General features: G+C 68.0%; 16 protein-coding genes and 3 pseudogenes. 8 read left to right on the top strand and 11 right to left on the bottom strand.

Annotated features, from left to right (window positions below; translation table 11 throughout):
- Positions 1–79: 79 nt before the first annotated feature.
- Positions 80–301, bottom strand: coding sequence for an ALF repeat-containing protein (locus OHA03_RS32960; protein WP_267008252.1), 222 nt, complete (start codon positions 299–301; stop codon positions 80–82).
- A gap of 158 nt (positions 302–459) precedes the next feature.
- Between OHA03_RS32960 and OHA03_RS32955 the strand changes: the two genes are divergently transcribed.
- Positions 460–816, top strand: a complete 357-nt coding sequence (locus tag OHA03_RS32955) for a DoxX family protein (protein WP_267007334.1) — start codon at positions 460–462, stop codon at positions 814–816.
- 870 nt (positions 817–1,686) lie between these two features.
- Here OHA03_RS32955 and OHA03_RS32950 read toward each other — a convergent pair.
- Positions 1,687–2,853: an alanine--tRNA ligase-related protein gene (locus tag OHA03_RS32950; RefSeq protein ID WP_267007333.1), complete on the bottom strand. Its 1,167-nt coding sequence runs from the start codon at positions 2,851–2,853 to the stop codon at positions 1,687–1,689.
- A gap of 326 nt (positions 2,854–3,179) precedes the next feature.
- Positions 3,180–3,512, bottom strand: a complete 333-nt coding sequence (locus OHA03_RS32945; protein ID WP_267007332.1) for a hypothetical protein — start codon at positions 3,510–3,512, stop codon at positions 3,180–3,182.
- Positions 3,513–3,702: 190 nt separating this feature from the next.
- Between OHA03_RS32945 and OHA03_RS32940 the strand changes: the two genes are divergently transcribed.
- The gene (locus OHA03_RS32940) at positions 3,703–4,617 is read left to right on the top strand and encodes an N-acetyltransferase (RefSeq protein ID WP_267007331.1); all 915 of its coding nucleotides are present in this window, start codon (positions 3,703–3,705) and stop codon (positions 4,615–4,617) included.
- A gap of 276 nt (positions 4,618–4,893) precedes the next feature.
- Here OHA03_RS32940 and OHA03_RS32935 read toward each other — a convergent pair whose 3' ends face one another.
- The 4 genes from OHA03_RS32935 to OHA03_RS32920 all read right to left on the bottom strand — a co-directional run bounded on the left by OHA03_RS32935 (position 4,894) and on the right by OHA03_RS32920 (position 7,574).
- Entirely contained in the window at positions 4,894–5,253 is a 360-nt protein-coding gene (locus tag OHA03_RS32935) for an STAS domain-containing protein (protein WP_267007330.1), read from the bottom strand.
- Positions 5,250–6,521, bottom strand: coding sequence for a PP2C family protein-serine/threonine phosphatase (locus OHA03_RS32930; RefSeq protein ID WP_267008251.1), 1,272 nt, complete (start codon positions 6,519–6,521; stop codon positions 5,250–5,252). The genes OHA03_RS32935 and OHA03_RS32930 overlap by 4 nt, the downstream gene beginning before the upstream one ends.
- Positions 6,521–7,330 carry an alpha/beta fold hydrolase gene (locus tag OHA03_RS32925; protein ID WP_267007329.1) on the bottom strand — a complete coding sequence of 270 codons (810 nt, stop codon included), beginning with the start codon at positions 7,328–7,330 and terminating at the stop codon, positions 6,521–6,523. Before OHA03_RS32925 ends, OHA03_RS32930 begins: the two co-directional genes overlap by 1 nt.
- 97 nt (positions 7,331–7,427) lie before the next feature.
- On the bottom strand, positions 7,428–7,574 hold the full coding sequence (locus OHA03_RS32920; RefSeq protein ID WP_267007328.1) for a hypothetical protein: 147 nt from the start codon (positions 7,572–7,574) through the stop codon (positions 7,428–7,430).
- A gap of 334 nt (positions 7,575–7,908) precedes the next feature.
- On the opposite strand from OHA03_RS32920, the gene OHA03_RS32915 reads away from it, so the two are divergent.
- Positions 7,909–8,520 (top strand): dihydrofolate reductase family protein, encoded by a 612-nt coding sequence (locus OHA03_RS32915; protein ID WP_267007327.1) that lies wholly within the window; start codon positions 7,909–7,911, stop codon positions 8,518–8,520.
- Positions 8,521–8,616: 96 nt separating this feature from the next.
- Positions 8,617–9,003, top strand: a pseudogene (locus tag OHA03_RS32910) (DUF664 domain-containing protein); the annotation flags it as partial.
- Positions 9,004–9,084: 81 nt separating this feature from the next.
- On the opposite strand, the gene OHA03_RS32905 reads toward OHA03_RS32910, so the two are convergent.
- A complete protein-coding gene (locus tag OHA03_RS32905; RefSeq protein ID WP_267007326.1) occupies positions 9,085–9,519 on the bottom strand; it encodes a hypothetical protein in 435 nt (144 codons plus the stop codon).
- Between the two features lie 108 nt (positions 9,520–9,627).
- Complete coding sequence (locus OHA03_RS32900) at positions 9,628–10,023, bottom strand: GNAT family N-acetyltransferase (RefSeq protein WP_267007325.1); 396 nt, start codon at positions 10,021–10,023, stop codon at positions 9,628–9,630.
- Positions 10,024–10,280: 257 nt separating this feature from the next.
- On the opposite strand from OHA03_RS32900, the pseudogene OHA03_RS32895 reads away from it, so the two are divergent.
- From OHA03_RS32895 to OHA03_RS32880, 4 genes and pseudogenes are all read left to right on the top strand, one after another.
- Positions 10,281–10,418: pseudogene (locus OHA03_RS32895) on the top strand (IS5/IS1182 family transposase); the annotation flags it as partial.
- A 92-nt stretch (positions 10,419–10,510) separates the two neighbouring features.
- Entirely contained in the window at positions 10,511–11,962 is a 1,452-nt protein-coding gene (locus OHA03_RS32890; protein WP_267007324.1) for an FG-GAP repeat protein, read from the top strand.
- 204 nt (positions 11,963–12,166) lie between these two features.
- Positions 12,167–12,304: pseudogene (locus OHA03_RS32885) on the top strand (IS5/IS1182 family transposase); the annotation flags it as partial.
- Positions 12,305–12,377: 73 nt separating this feature from the next.
- Positions 12,378–13,508, top strand: coding sequence for a hypothetical protein (locus tag OHA03_RS32880; RefSeq protein WP_267007323.1), 1,131 nt, complete (start codon positions 12,378–12,380; stop codon positions 13,506–13,508).
- Between the two features lie 587 nt (positions 13,509–14,095).
- Here the strand turns inward: OHA03_RS32880 and OHA03_RS32875 are convergent.
- Together OHA03_RS32875 and OHA03_RS32870 are read right to left on the bottom strand one after the other, a co-directional pair.
- A complete protein-coding gene (locus OHA03_RS32875) occupies positions 14,096–15,109 on the bottom strand; it encodes an IPT/TIG domain-containing protein (RefSeq protein WP_267007322.1) in 1,014 nt (337 codons plus the stop codon).
- Between the two features lie 122 nt (positions 15,110–15,231).
- Positions 15,232–15,717 carry an IPT/TIG domain-containing protein gene (locus OHA03_RS32870; RefSeq protein ID WP_323181286.1) on the bottom strand — a complete coding sequence of 162 codons (486 nt, stop codon included), beginning with the start codon at positions 15,715–15,717 and terminating at the stop codon, positions 15,232–15,234.
- Positions 15,718–15,801 lie beyond the last annotated feature (84 nt).

Below are 15,801 nucleotides of genomic sequence, written 5' to 3'. Positions count from 1 at the left end.
CACCCAGCACCCCTGGGCGGCCCAACCGCACGAAGGGCTCGACCGTCCCGTCCCAGGAACGTAAGGCCAACCAGCGTGCTCAGCCGCAGGGGATGTGACTGAGCGCCGTAATCAATGACAGCCTCTTCCACCAGCGTCTCCATGCCCACATCTCTCCCCGCGCTGGCTCGGGCGGGTTTCGCCGGTTGTCGCGCGCACCCCCAGCAGGCCAGGCGGTCATCTCGTACTGACCGTGCTCCAAGAAGTACCGCCTCTCCTCCGGCGTGCCGTCGACTGCATCCTCTGCCGCCGCACGGAGCACGCTGAGGGCCTGCGCGCCCTCCTGGATGGCGTTCGAGACCACTGGCACGCCCGGCTGCCAACTGATGTCACAAATCGAGTCGCTGGCTCGTCATCAGGAGAACGGCATCCCGCGACGGAGTGCCCAGCAATGCAATTCCGCACAGAAACGGAGAAATCGTGTTCGCCGCCTACGTCACGGTCACCATCATCGGCGCGGTCTTCAACGGTGCCGCCGCCGTCACCTACCTGATCGGCCACGAATACCCCAAGACCCAGGCGGACATGAAGGGCATCCCCCGCAAGTGGGTACCGGTGCTGGGCATGCTGCTGGCAGCGGGCACCGTGGGGCTGCTGGCCGGGTTCGCCGTGCCGCTCCTGGGGACCCTGGCCGCCTCCGGCCTCGTGCTGTACTTCATCGGCGCAATCATCGCCCACCTGCGGGTGGGCTCCCGCGACATCGTAGGCGGCATCGTGTTCCTCTCCACCGCGGCGGCCGCCCTGGCTCTGGGTCTGGTCCACCACGGCCTCTGGTGACCCGCGAGGCCCAGAAGATCCGCGCCCGTCACCACGACGGCCGCCGCCGTCCTCCCTGCCCCGCTGACCCGCCAGATCACGCCCTCGAACTGCTGTCGGAGCCGTGCGGGGCACAGGCTGAACTCACCGATCGGCAGATACGGATTGGCCAATTCCCAATCCGTATCTTCCAGTTGGGGAACGGATCAACGGACTCTGATCGGTCGCATGCGGTCGTACCGCTCGAGTGCCCGCTCCATCTCCAGCTCGGGGACACCGGACGCGCCAGCACCAGCGATGGCCTCGGCGTCCTCCAGAGACATGCTGCAGCCGGAGCCGGTCATCGAAGGTAGGCACGTGTGCGGCGTCACCGACGAAGGCGAGGCATCGGTTGACGAGCCGGTCGGGAACGTGCTCGGCAATCGGGGTGCCGAGCACAGCGCGCCGTTCGAGACAGTCCACGATGACGTGGCGCCAGGCATGCTGCCACCAGTCGCCTGCTCTGGCGGCGAGTTCGCGGAGTGTGACGTCCGGTACGTCGGTGGCGGCGAGGGTATGACGGATGACGTCGTCGACGACGACGCAGCCCGCCTCGCGCCGGAGGTCGTTGCGGCTGGCGTCATATCAGGCGAAGCCGATCTGGCAGGCCCCGGGGCGAAGGGCCATTTGTCGACGCCGCGCGGCCAGCGGTATCGTCCTGCGATGACGGCTTCCTCGACCAGGCCGAGCCACATGACGTACCCGGCGAACGAGGCGTCCGCGTGGCCGGGGGGCGACGGCACGGCGCACGACCCTGCGGTGGTCGTCGGCGCCGACCACGATCTCGGATGCGAAGGCACGGCCGTAAGGTCGTCGTTGCCCACCCGGCGAAGCGCGTCGCCCCCGCAGGCCTCACTCCTGCCGCAGGCTCGTGACCAGCTCACGTGGCAGACCATGGGTGTCGTGGAGGTAGTGGAAGTCCTCCTCGGTCAGCCGGCCTTGGAACCGGGGTCGGGCAAGCACCTGCCGACCGCGCTCCAGGAGCCGACGGAACCGGCGCTCCTCCTCGAGCAACATCCGTAGTACGTCGCCTGGGCGCATGTCCTGCCGGAAGTGGTCCAGGGTGTGCTGGACCAGTTCTTCCGGCAGGTCTTCGACACCACGTGAGGGCTCGTCCCGCCAGAGCACGGTCAGCACCCGCCGTACCAGGCGGCGCAGCACGTAGCCCCGTCCGGTGTTGGCCGGGCGCACGCCGTCGCCGAGCACCACGATGGCCGAGCGCAGGTGGTCGCAGACCAGACGCAGTGAGGGCTCCTCCAGGGGCCACAGGGGCGGCACGAGGCGGCGCCAAGGGTCGAAGACGTCGCACTCGAACACGGACGGCTTGCCCTGGAGCAGTGAGGACAGCCGCTCCAGGCCGAGTCCGGTGTCGACATTGCGCTGGGGTAGAGGCACGAAGGAACCGTCGTCGAGCCGGCGGTGGGTCATCATCACGTGGTTCCACACCTCCACCCAGCGGTCGTCGCGGGTGGGGGTTGACTGGGGTGGGCAGTCACCGCTCCACAGGAAGATCTCCGAGTCAGGACCACACGGTCCGACAGGTCCGTTGGACCACCAGTTGTCCTCCACGGTGAGTTCAACGGGGACGCCGCGGTCCTGCCACAGCTGAAGGGAAGCGGTGTCGGGCCCGGTCTGACTGTCACCGGCATGGACGGTGGCATGCAGCAGGCCAGGATCGATACCCAGTCCCTCGGTGAGCAACCCGTATCCCCAGTCGAGACTGAGCGGGCCTTCGTAGTCGCCCAGCGACCAGGTACCGAGCATCTCGAAGACTGTCAGGTGAGTGGTGTCGCCGACCTCCTCCAGGTCCGTGGTGCGCAGACACCGCTGCACGTTGACCAGCCGCCTGCCCAGCGGATGGGAGCGGCCCTCCAGGTATGGAGTGAGCGGGTGCATGCCGGAGGTGGTGAACAGTACGGGGTCGCCGGGCGGTGGCAGCAGCGTCGAGCCGACGATCCGGCGATGGGCGCGCTCTTCGAAGTACTCGATGAACGTACTGACCAGCTGTTCTGTCTTCATGGGGTGACTCCTTCGCGTCACAGCGGGGAGGCACCGGAGAACGGGACCGTTCAGTCGTCCGGCCGGGGCCAGGGGCGCCACGGCACTACCGACGGACCGTTTCCGGTCGCCGGGGGAGGGGAAGGTCAGGCGGCGGCAACCGGCGAGCTGGTCGCTCGCGCGGTCGGGATGATGCTGGGGCCGGTGACGTTCATGCGGATGACCATAACGCGGTCCTGCCCACCGAAGCATTCGAATTTTCCGCCAGAACGTCCCACGCGACTGTCCCGTGAGAGAGAGCGGCCGGGGCGTCTCACCACTTCTGCGAGGCATCAGAGATGCCAAATTTAGCGCTCAGTCACATGCTGTCGTAGTGGCCAGCAGGCAGTGTCCTGGCCGATCGCCCGCATGACGTCGGCAAGCCAGACCAGGTGGTGGCCCACGGCTCGGTCCTCGTGGGCGAGCAGGCCCTCAAGGTGCTGCCACGACTCCGAGAGCTGCCCGATCGTGATCGCTGTCGGCTCGTTGTGGACGTCGTACAGTTCATCTCCCGGAACGGACCAGAAGTAGTCGTGTTCGAGTGTCACCGTACTGCCGGCTGAAGCTTCGATGTGCCGCAGCGCCAGCTCGAAGGCACGCCGGAGTTGATCGAGGGGGATCTGCAGGGGTTCGCTGGGCATGCGCTCATCTTGGCCGGTCAGGAGCCACGTTGGGTCCACCCGGCTTGATATCGACGGATCCGAACGGCCGACGGTCGAGGCGAAGGGTCAGCCAGTTGCGGGTATCACTGTGGGAACTACGCGAGTCCCAGAAGCGTATCGACGCGAGATCACCCGCACAGGTTCATGACAACGTGGCTAGTGTGATCAAGTGACAGAATTCAGCATCCTTGGCAACAACACTGAGTGGCAGAAGGACTTCGAGCGGCGGCTACGCGCCTCGTACACGGCGGCCGGGCTCGGTGCGGCCGCGGCGGAGCGCATGCTCGATGAGGTACGCGCCGGCGTCGACGACTGGACCGTCGCCAAGATAACGGATGCCGGGACCCGAGTGGGGTACGTCGCCGTGGTCGTGGCTGACGACAACGGCGCGCTCGCGGGCCGTATCGGCGACCTCCGCGTCGACGCGCTCCACACCGGCCGGGGGCACGAGCAGGCCGCCCGAGACTGGGCCGAGGGATGGTGTGCGGAGCGCGGCGCACACCGGGTGGACATACGGCTCACCGAGCCCGCCGGCGAGCTGTTCGACGGTTACTCCGTCCGCGGCCAGCTAAGGGCGCGGCGCGTCAGTTCCCCGCCGGAATCACTCGATGGCGTCACCGCACGGTCGATGACACAGGCCGAATATCCCGAGTGGCTCGCCTCCGAGAAGGTCGCCTACGTCGGCGACATCGTCCGGGCGGGTGCCCTTAGCCCCGAGGAGGCCGTGCGCAAGTCCGACCGCGACTTCGCGAACCTGATTCCCGAGGGCCTGGCGACGCCCGACAACACGTTCCTGATGCTCGAGGCGGCGGGCGAGCAGATCGGCACCGGCTGGTTGAAGCACGGATACCTCCCGGGGGTCACCTACGGCTACTCGCTGCACATCCAGGAGCAGCACCGCGGCAAAGGGTACGGTCGGGCCGCGATGACAGCCGGCGAACAGGCAACGCTCGCAGCCGGCGACTCGACGCTGATGTTCACCGTGTGGGGCGGTAACGAGGTGGCAATGAACCTGTACACGAGCGCCGGCTACCGAGTCATAGAGGAAAGCCGTTCCATTGACCTTCCCCGCTCCGCGGCCTGACGCGAATCACCACAGCACGACGGAGCCGCCGACCCGCTACCTGACCTGCATCCGCGTGGCCTCCGCATCTCCGAGCTCAGGCTTCGACTGGCCGAACCCTTACGCTCACGGCGCCGTTCCTTCGTCCTCCCCGAGCTGCATGTGCGCTTCTCCAGCGACTTTGAGGGGGCCTCAGGCAGTCTTTGGTCCGGGCTTTGGCGTCGCGCAGCAGGTACGGCGGTTGCTCAGCGGGTCTCGTCGTTCCTGGGCTGGGAGGGGGCCGTTGGGTGTGCGGAGTCAGCTCGGTGTCGGCCGCCAGGCGGCTTCGGCGGCCTGGGCGGTGGTGTGCGTGGGGAAAACCTGTTCCAGGCCCACGATGCGGAAGATGCGGCTGACGCGGTCGGGGACCGCCGCCAGGACGATGGCCGCGTTCGCGGCCAGGGCGTGGTTGCGGGCGGCCAGCAGGACAGTGATCCCGGTGGAGTCGCAGAAGGTGAGGCGTCCGAGATCGAGGACGAGCTGTTGCCCCGCTCGTAGGTCGAACTCCAGTAGCGCGGTGCGGACGTCGGAGGCGGTGTGTCGGTCCAGTTCCCCGACCAGTTCCATGACAGGTCCGGCGGGAGTGGCGCGGGTGTGGAGGGTCAGTCGCTGGGTCACTGCTGCTCTTCACTGGTCGGTCGGGGCACGTTGATGGCCAGGACGGCGGTGTCGTCGTCCACGCCGGTGCCGAAGGTGTCGAGCAGGTCGCGGATCGCGACGATCGTGTCCGTGGCGGTGGTGGGTGCGAGGGTGCGGGCGAAGTCGAGGAGGGCCTCGTCGCCGTAGCGGTCGGTAGCTCCGGTGCTCGCGGTGTGGGCTTCGGTGAGGCCGTCGGTGTGCAGCAGAAGGGTGTCGCCGGGGTTCAGGCGGACGGTGGTGGTGGCGATGTGAGCGTCGGGCAGGACGCCGATGAGCTGGCCGCCGGGGGTGGGCAGGTAGTCGGCGGTTCCGTCGGCACGCATCAGCAGGGCTGAGGGGTGTCCGCCGCTGGCCAGGGTGACGCGGAAACCGCCCTGGTCGCCGTAGGGGGTGAGCAGACCGAAGATCACGGTGCAGAACCGGGGGTCAGTCCCGCTGTACTCGTGGTTCAAGACAGTGTTGAGGTTGCCGAGCACGGCTGCGGGGTCCGGGTCGTAGACGGCGGCGGCACGCAGCGTGTAGCGGGCGAGGGAGGTGACGGCCGCGGCGGCGGCACCTTTGCCGCACACGTCGCCCAGGAACAACCCCCAGGTGCCGGCGGCCAGCGGGAAGAGATCGTAGAAGTCGCCGCCGACCTCATCGGCGGAAGCGATGTGATAGTGCGCGGCGACGTTCAAGCCGGGCACGTTCGCCAGGGCCGGCGGCAGCAGAGTTTTCTGCAGGGTGGCGTTCAGGCGCTTGAGGTGTTCGCGTTCCCGCTCGGCTTCCTGGCGGGCGCGCAGCAGCTCGGTTTCGTAAGCGCGGCGGTCACGGGCGTCGAAGACGGTGGTGCGGATCAGCAACGGCTGCCCGTCGCTGCCCGTCTTGACCGTCGAGGTGACCAGGACCGGAAGACGGGAGCCGTCGGCGGCCCTGAGCTCCAGGGCGATGCCGCTGATCTCACCCTGCATGCGCAGCAGCGGCGCGTAATGCGTCTCGTGATAGAGCCGCCCACCGACGCTCAGCAGGTCGGAGAAGTGCTTGCGACCCACCAGGTCACCACGCTCGTAGCCGAGCCAGTCCAGCAATGTGGTGTTGACCTTGGCGATCTGGCCGTCCAGCAGGGTGGACAGGTAGCCGCACGGGGCATGCTCGTACAGATCCTCGACACTGTCCTCCAGCAGCGCGGAGAATTGCGCCTCCCCGCCAACCGGCCTCCTGTCCCCTTCCCGGCCCCGGCCCTCTTCCTCATCGCCGGTCTTGCCCATCACCTGACGGCTCCCACGAACGCGGCGATCGCCGCAGCGGTCTCCTCCGGCGCGGCAAGCTGGGGACAGTGCCCTGTCGCGTTCAACGTGACGAGCCGGCTGCCGGGTATCTGCGCGTGGACGAACGCGCCCACCTCCGGCGGCGCGATTGCGTCACTGGAGCACTGAGCGACCAGCGTGGGAACACCCACCTGGGCAAGGTCCGCGCGGTTGTCGGACAGGAACGTCACCCGGGCAAAGATGCGTGCGATGTCCGGATCGGTACGGCAGAAACTGTTGGTCAGCTCCTCCCCCAGCTCCGGCCGGTCCGGGTTGCCCATGATGACCGGCGCCATCGCACCCGACCATCCCAGATAGTTCGCCTCCAGCGATTCCAGCAGCTCAGTGATGTCCGCGGCACTGAACCCGCCCCGGTAGCCAGTGGCCGGATCGTCGATGAAGCACGGTGACGGGGCGAGCAGCACCAGCCCGGCGAACGTCTCCGGCTCTCGCGCGGCGGCCAGCACGCCCATCATTGCGCTCACCGAATGCCCCACGAAGATCACCGGCCCGAGCGCCAACTCGTGGCAAATCTCCAGCACATCGTCGACGTACCCGTCGAGCGTCGCATAGCGCTCCTGGCTCCACGCCGACAGGTCCGAACGCCCCGCGCCCACGTGGTCGAAGAGAACCACGGTGAAATCTCGCTCCAATGCCGGCACTACCAGGCGCCACATGTTCTGGTCGCACCCGAACCCGTGCGCCAGCATCACCACCGGCGCCCCGGACCGCCCGGTCACCGTCACATGGTTCCTGCTCCGTACGTCCATGCGGCACATCCTCGCAGACCGAAACCACCGGTCATCGTCGTCAACGACATCCAGCGTGCCCTCGTACACCAGGTCCGCAACCGCGGGCCTGAGCTGGTCAGCGAGCGGCGAGATGCTGCATGTGACGCGGCAGGCTGCTTTCCAGCGGTTCGGCGTGGCCGCGGACGCCTCCGACGATGCGGCGGAATTGGTCGTGCAGCTGCCTGGTGAGGCCGATGATCATCAGAACCGGCGCCGAGGTCAAGGGCCAAGACGACAAGACACAGGACGCGGATGAAATCCACGCTGCTGCATTTCTCCAGCCCACGGGACGCGGCAACGATCGTGGCGTCCTCCACACCCGCGTCTACCGGCCCGCATCCCTCGTCTGGCTGATGGGCAGGCCACATGCGCTCTCGCCAGTCATCCGACCTGCGAGTCTGTCTACGGAGCCGCGCGGGCTCGTGCAGGCCCCCACGGTCATCAGCGTTCGGACCGATGAGTTTCTGTGCGCCACGGCGTCCAAGGAGTGGAGACGGTCGCGTCTCCCCGTCGAAGCGGCTGAATCGGCCTCGAGGTCGAAGAGAGAGCGGTGCGCGATGAAGCTGGTTGTACAGGAGTTCCTGACGCTCGACGGTGTCTCCCAGGGGCCGGGGTCCCCGGACGAGGACACCAGCGACGGGTTCACGCGGGGTGGCTGGTTCGTGCCGCACCTGGACGAGGAGTTCGACCGGCTCGTCGGCACCTGGCTTGGCGAGGCGGACGCATTCCTGTTCGGCCGCCGTACCTACCAGAACTTCGCACGGGACTGGCCGAAGATGACCGACCATCCCTTCGCCGGCATCTTGAACGGCCTGCCGAAGTACGTGGTCTCCCACAGCTTGACCAATGCCGAGTGGAACCCGACCACGATCCTGTCCGGCGACATCCCCACCCAGGTCGCCGAGTTGAAGCGGCAGCCCGGCCGGGAACTGCAGATCCACGGCAGCGCTCAGCTGGCCCAGTCCCTGCTGGCCGCCGGGCTGATCGACACATTGCGGCTCGTCATCGCCCCGGTCGTGGTGGGCCAGGGCCGACGCCTGTTCCCGGACGGCGGAGCACCGGCCGGCCTGCGGCTCGTCAGCCATCAGACGACACCGGGCGGCCTCTCGGTGCACACCTTCGAATCGACGGGGCTTCCGAAGTACGGGACCTACGGGGCCGACACGTAGGCCCTTGGTGCAGAATTCGACACCGACGGAAGTGATCGCCGGTCGAACTCCCGTACCTTGACTGGCGATCACTGATGACACGACCGCGCACATCCGGATGCCGAGCAACTGGCCCGTCGGTCGGTTCGCCCGTCGACGATGTCGCTGCTCGGCCTGCTTCGGCACCTCGTCGAGGTGGAACGGGACTGGCGCAACTGGATCAGCGACGGTGATCCGCTGCCGAAGCTGTACGGCCGGCGTGACGCGGACTTCGATGGAGCTGTCGCTGAGCAGGCCCTGGTCGACGCCGCGTACTCCGATCTGGAGCGTGAGCAGGCGGCGACTGACGCCGCGCTGGCCGAACACCCGGATCTGGGCGAGCGTGTGGGTAAGGACAAGATCACAATCCGGGAGCTGATGGTGCACAGGATCGAGGAGTATGCCCGTCACTGCGGGCACGCCGACCTGTTGCGCGAGTGCATCGACTGGAGGGTGGGACAGTGACGAGGGCCGGGGTTACATCCGCCGCCGAAGGCGCGTGCAGGATTGCGGTGAACGACAATTCAGCGCGGACGCTCGTGATCACTACGCGACCCAGCAGTAGACGCCTTGGCTCTGGCCTCTGGCACTCCTGACGAGGGCAGCCAGTTCACTCACGATCTCATCGGCGATCTCAGCCTCGATTACCTCGCCGTCCTCCGAACGCTGTTTGACCCACGATGCGGCGACTTCACGCAACCGGGACCGCTCGGCCCCGGCGAGGGCGGTGAGCAGACGAGGCGAGATCGCGAACACGACGCACCCGCCATCATCCTGACCAGCGACGATACGTGGCTCGCCGGCTTGGACAAGTTCCTCGAAGCTGCTGTCGGCAAGGAGGCATTCCCACTCGACCACGGCCAACTCAGGATCGAAGTTGCCGAACGAGCGGGACTCGAATGCGCGTACGGGCCCGGCGTGAAGCGCCAGAGCCGCTGACGTGTCATCCGGTGCCACGAAGAACTTGACCACGATACTCACCGCGGCATGATGCCTGACTGCCCCGACCAACCTCCACTGTGATCGCCCGGACAAGTCCGAGCTGACGTCCGGCTCGATGCGGACAGGCACTGGAGTGGGCCCATGGCGTCAGAGGGCGATCAGACCGGCCGGTGTCTCCCTGAAGCCACAGGCATCGAAATAGAACGAACGCAGATGTTCCTCGAAGTCGACGTGAAGCCACTCGCACTTCGCGGCACGGGCTTCCTTGGCCGCAACTGCGACAAGCGCGGCGCCAATCCCTCGCGACCGGCGATGCCGGGCGACCACCGTATCCAGGATGAAGGCGTGAGCTCCGCCGTCCCAGACAACGTTGACGAAGCCACTCAGAGCGCCGTCTTCCCACGCGCAGACCCAGCCGAGGCTGTGGTCCTCAAGTCGTGCTCGCCAGTCGGTCTGAGCGACCGGGGTACCGAAGCCGTCGGCGTGCAGCGCGTTGAGAGACGCATTGTCGAAGTCACCCCGCCACTCGTACTTGATCGTCACGTCCCGATCCTAATGTCCGTACCCAGTCCGGTACTGACGGGCATCGATTGCGGGGCGAGGAGAGTCCACTTGCGGAGTCGTTGAAAGCCTGCGCGCCGAACATCTGGCGCTTGAACATTTTGATCCTTCTGTGGAATCAGATTCGTCAAGCCCAAGCTGGTCAGTGAGTCAGTTTGCTCCTGTCTGATCCCAAGGCGCCCCCGCTCGACCTCGTTTGCGCCCTGGGAACGCAGCCAGCTCGACGGTACTGCCGAGACATGACGCGACACCGCCCGAATCCCAGCACCCTCTCCGGTGCACGCTGGGAACGGATCGGGCCCACGCTCACCACCTGGCGGGCCGAACGAAGAGGCAGGGGCCCGGACATCGGCCGACCGCCCGAGCACGACCTGCGCCAGGCACGTAATGTCCCGCACCAGCACAACCCTCGGCGCCCTCCGGATGTCCCACAGGTGAATTCCACACCTCGGACACTCTTGGAGCCCCCGTGCGCACACGGATACGGATGTACGCCACAGCAGCCACCGTCGTCGCTGCGGCCACCGCCGGGCTGACCCTCCCGGCCTCGGCCGCCGCTCCCCCGCAGACCGCCAGCGACTTCAACGCCGACGGGTACGCGGACCTCGCCGTCGGAGTACCGAACGGCGCGGTCGGCGGCAAGGCGAGAGCCGGCTACGTCAACATCGTCTGGGGCGGCCCGAAGGGAATCGGCGCCCACGGCAGCATCCGCATCAGCCAGGCCACCGCCGAGGTCCCCGGCACCCCCGAGACGGGCGACCGCTTCGGCGCCTCCGTGGCACTGGTGGACACCAGCGGGGACGGCGTCGCGGAACTCCTCGTCGGCGCCCCCGGCGAGGACGTCACCGGCCGCGGCACGGACGCCGGCTCGGTCACCGCGGTGGGCGGCGCCAAGGGCGGTCCGGGCCCGGGCTCCGTGGTCCTCAACGGCCCGTCCGCATCGGCGGCCTTCGGCCTGGCGGTCGCCTCGGCCGACCTGACCGGCGACGGCAGCAGGGACATCGTGATCGGTGGCAAGGACAAGGTCGTCCTGCGCACCGCCGACGGCATCTACACCACCGTTCTCACCGCCCCGATGGGCGGCCGCGCCCCCATCCTCACCAGCGGCGACTTCACCGAGGACGGCACAGCGGACCTGGCCGTCGGGTACTGGACGAACACCCCGTTCACCCAGTCGCACGTACGCCTGTGGGCCTGGGACGCAACCGAGCAGTCCATGGCCAACACCTGGAACACCGACAACGCCGGAGTCTCCGCCCTCGCCGCAGGCGACTTCGACGGCGACGGCCACGACGACCTGGCCCTCGGCGAGTGCCGGGAGATCGCCGACGAGAACGTGGACGACCCGTGCGGCCCCGAGGAGATCGCCAAGGGCGGCGGCATCCACGTCCACTACGGCAACGCCACACCCGGCAGCTTCGGGTTCCGACGGCAGACCCTCAACCAGGACACGGTCGGCGTGGCGGGCATCGCGGAGGCCGGTGACCGCTTCGGCGCCGCTCTCGCCGTCGCCGACATCAACAGCGACGGCCGGGACGACCTGATAGCCGGCGCCCCCGGTGAGGCGATCGGCACCCGCTCGGGCGCGGGCGCCGCAACCCTCCTGTTCGGCGGCCCGACCGGCCTCGTCGACGCGTGGGGCGAGGGCCACTCGGTCGGGTTCCAGCAGGACACTCCGCGCGTGCCGGGCGTCGCGGAAGCTGCCGACGCCTTTGGTGCCGCCGTCGCGACCGGCGACTACAACCACGACGGCAGGGCGGACGTGGCGGTCGGCTCCCCGGGTGAGAACGCCGGCTCGGGCGGCGTGTGGCTGCTGCCTCGGGCGAGCGTCAACGGCTCCTTCGCCTTCACACCCGCCAAGCTGGGTCTGCCCTCCCCGTCGAGCGCGCTCGCATACGGCAGGTACCTCAGCAGCCAGTGACGGCCACCGAACCCGTCCGAAGGCCGGCCGCGGTTCACCGACGGCCCTGCCGCGAACCGTGGCGGCACACGCCGAAGGACCCCGGGAAACCTGAAGAGCGCCTGGCAGATCCCTGAAGAGGTCGTTTCCTATGGCAGGCGTCGGCCCGTCTGTCAGTACGGCCCGAAGACCGGTGGGAGTTGCCGCGAGGTGCAACCCGTCCACCGGCGCTTCTCTCGGTGGAGCCGGGACCGGGTCCGGGACCGGCTCCACCGCGTCATGCTCGACGAGCTCGGCGCCCGCGGTGCGCTGGACCGGTCGCGGTGCACGATCGATCCGGTCAGCGTCCGTGCCCCAAAAGGGGGCCGCTGACCACGGGTAGGCTGCCCGCTCGCTGAAAACCGCTCCGAGGAGGAGCAACAAGGGGGGTGTGATCATGCGCAGAGCTTCGGGAATCACGCAGAGAGGCATAGTGGCCGTCGCCGTGCTGGCCACAGTGCTCACGGCTGCGGGGTGCGGCACGGACGACGAGCCGACGGGCTCCCGGACCACGGGCTCCGCCGACACGGCAGACACCGGCGGCAAGGACGCCCCGCCAAAGGCCCCGGCGAACTCCCTCACTTGGGAGTTCGAGCACATCGCGGACTTCAGCGGAGACCTCACCGATGTCGCCGTTCTGTCCGAGGACGACATCTGGGCGGTCGGGACCGAGAACAACGGCGAGGCCAACGCTCACCTGCTGCACTACGACGGTACGCAGTGGAAGCGCGAGCCCGTTCCCGAAGCTCTCGGCACCACCGACTACCCGCCCGTGCTCGAAGAGGTCGGCGAGGAAGTCCTGTGGCTGCGGCCCCAGACCTATGAAGTGGGCGCCGGCGTGACCCGCTGGGCGAGGTGGGACGGCACCCGCTGGAACACGACCCGGCTGCCGTACGGCACCTCCGACCTCGCGGTGGTGGGACCGGACGACGTCTGGGCGGTCGGCAGCCGCTCGACCGGGCCGGGCACCGAGCTGGGTTACGGCGAGCGGTACAGCCAGCCCGTCTCGATGCACTGGGACGGCACGTCCTGGAAGTCGGTGGAGACTCCACAGGCCCGCTTCCAGGAGCCGCTCCCGCCGGAGCCCAGCGCCGGGCTCGGCCAGGTCTTCGCGCTGGACAGCGGTGAGGTGCGCGCGTACGGCAACAACTCCTTCAACCACGGCGAGGTCGAGAACGAACCCGCGGACGAGTTCATCCGGCTGCGCTGGGACGGCTCCAAGTGGGTCGAACAGGAGCCCGCACCCGGTGGGTGCGCTCTGCGTACCCCGGTGGATCAGGACGATGAGGGCCTGTTCCTCGACGGCAACTGGTACCTGACCGATGACGGCCGGTGCGTGAAGATCAAGCGCCACCGCCTGCCCCTGTCGACCGGTGCCCGCAAGGGGTCGAACCAGTCGCTGTGGCTCAAGGAGATCCATCGGGTGCCCGGCACCGACGAGTGGCTGGGCGCCGGACACGTCCAGGTCAACCAGTCCGGCGACCCCTTCGGCGCCCCCGTCGTCGTACGCCTGAAGCGCGGCGGCTGACTTCTGGTTCCCCGTGGAAGCGTCCCGCTGCCCCGCGGAGCCAGGACAGGGACTGCCGACTGTCGGCGAGATGGTCAAGGCGCCACCGGTGGGCAGTGACGCTTTCCGGTTTCGTGTCGGTCTCGATGCGCTCCACCACCGTGTCCTGGTCGGTGTGCATCAGGAAGTGGTGCACCGGATACCGGCCAGCGACCGGTGGGACAGCTCTGCGTGAAACGGAAGCCTGAGTGGGAGGGCCTTCCAGCGGATGGCAATTCGTCAACGCCGATGCCCAAGACGGCGGCATCTTCGTGACCGTCTACGCGGTTTGCGCGCTGTATGGCGGTGCGGCTCGTACTGGCTGAGCTTCCTCACGTTCGCCACCGAGCAGGTGGTGGTCGGTAGTGCCTGACGGACGAGGCTCTCGGGCCGGCGCGATGTTCAGTCACCAGCCCGAAAGCCTCGTCCGTCTGCACCTGCAGCGCGGTGCGCCCGTATCCGAGGGGACGCAGCCGGGAGGCCACCCGGCCACCGCTGCTCTGACGCCGCCGTCTTCAACGCGTCCCCTCGCGGTCCTGTCCCGGGACTCAGCAGGCGCCGACGGCCGCTCAGATACCGGGGAGCGCGATCCGGGTGTAGGTCAGTCCCGCGCTGGTGCCGCCGGGGCTGGTGACGGTGACCTGGACGGCTCCAGCCGATCCGGTGGGGGCGGTGGCGGTGATCTGCGTAGCGGACACGATCGTGAACGCAGCTGCTGTGGTACCGAAGCGGAGAGCTGTCACGTCGCCGAGGTTGGTTCCGGTGAGTGTCACCGTGGTGCCGCCCGTGGGTGGTCCTTGATCGGGAGACAGGTCCGTCAGCGTGGGCAGCGCGACGTATTGGAAGGCCACCCCTCCGCCGGTGCCGCCTGGGGTGATGACCGTGATCTGGGCGAACCCCGTGGATCCGGGAGGGGAGGTGGCAGTGATCTGTGTGGCCGACACGACCGAAAATGCTGCTGCCGTGGCACCGAAACGGACAGTCGTGGCGTTGAGCAGGTTGGTTCCGGTGAGTGTCACAGCGGTGCCGCCTGCGGTGGGTCCTTGACCAGGAGACACGGCTGTCAGGGTCGGCAGCGCGACGTAGTAGTAGGCAACCCCTCCGCTGGTACCGCCGGGGCTGGTGACGGTGACTTGAGCAGGTCCCGGGGATCCGGCAGGGGCCGATGGGGTGACGGAGTTGATCTGCGTGGTGGACAGGACCGAGAACGCAGCCGTTACGGTGCCGAAGCGGACTGTCGTCGCTTGGCTGAGGTTGGTTCCGGTGAGTGTCACAGCGGTGCCGCCCGCCATCGGTCCTTGACCGGGAGACACGGCTGTCAAGGTCGGCAGCGCGACGTAGTAGTAGGCAACCCCTCCGCTGGTGCCGCCCGGGCTGATGGCGGTGACCTGGACGGATCCCTCGGATCCGGGAGGGGCGGTGGCGGTGATCTGAGTGGGAGACACGATCGTGAACGCGGTGGCTGTGGTGCCGAAGCGGACTGTTGTCACGTCGCCGAGGTTGGTCCCGGTGAGTGTCACCGTGGTGCCGCCCGCGGTGGGTCCTTGATTGGGAGAAAGGCCCGTCAGGGCAGGTGTCGTCATGGTGCCTGTTCGCAGCGGTGGACGGATGCGACCATAGGGGTGGGGCACGGTGACAGCCCGGGCGCCTTCCGGGGTGCCCGGGCCGCCTGCTCGCCCGACACGTGCCGGGAAGAGCGAGTCGATCAGATACCGGGGTCCGCCACGTAGGTGAACCCGGCGGCTGCGGTGGCGCTCCCGCCGGTTGCGATGAGGACGACATCGACCGCGCCCGCGCTGCCGGGCGGTGTGAACACTGACACCGTGGTGCTGTTGATCACCGAGAACGGCGCGATCACGCCGTCGAAGGTGACCGACTCGGTGGTGGGCAGGTCGGTTCCGGTGATCGTGACCGCGGTACCGCCGGAAGTCGAACCTGACGTCGGCCTCACGCCGACCGAACCGATGGTGCCGGCAGGAACGGTGACGCTCAGCAGGCTGTCGGAGGTGATGGTCGCGGTTGCGTTGTTGCCTCCGAAGGCGACGGACGATGCGGTTGCGAGACCGGTGCCGCTGATGGTGACGGTGTTGCCGTCGGCGGAGGGCCCCGAAGCAGCACTCAGCGAGGCCTTGAACGGCGCGCCGATGTAATAGAAGTTGAGCGGGTTGCTCGTGCCTGCGGCCGTGGTCACCGTGACGGGGATCGTACCGCTGACCTTCGCCCGAAACTCCGCCGGAATTCTCTCAAGCGAGCTCCACATAAAGCGAGTTATGCA

It is taken from the genome of Streptomyces sp. NBC_00154, assembly GCF_026342835.1.
Taxonomy (GTDB): domain Bacteria; phylum Actinomycetota; class Actinomycetes; order Streptomycetales; family Streptomycetaceae; genus Streptomyces.
Note: the sequence above shows the minus strand (reverse complement) of the source record. Positions and strands in the feature narration are given on the sequence as shown.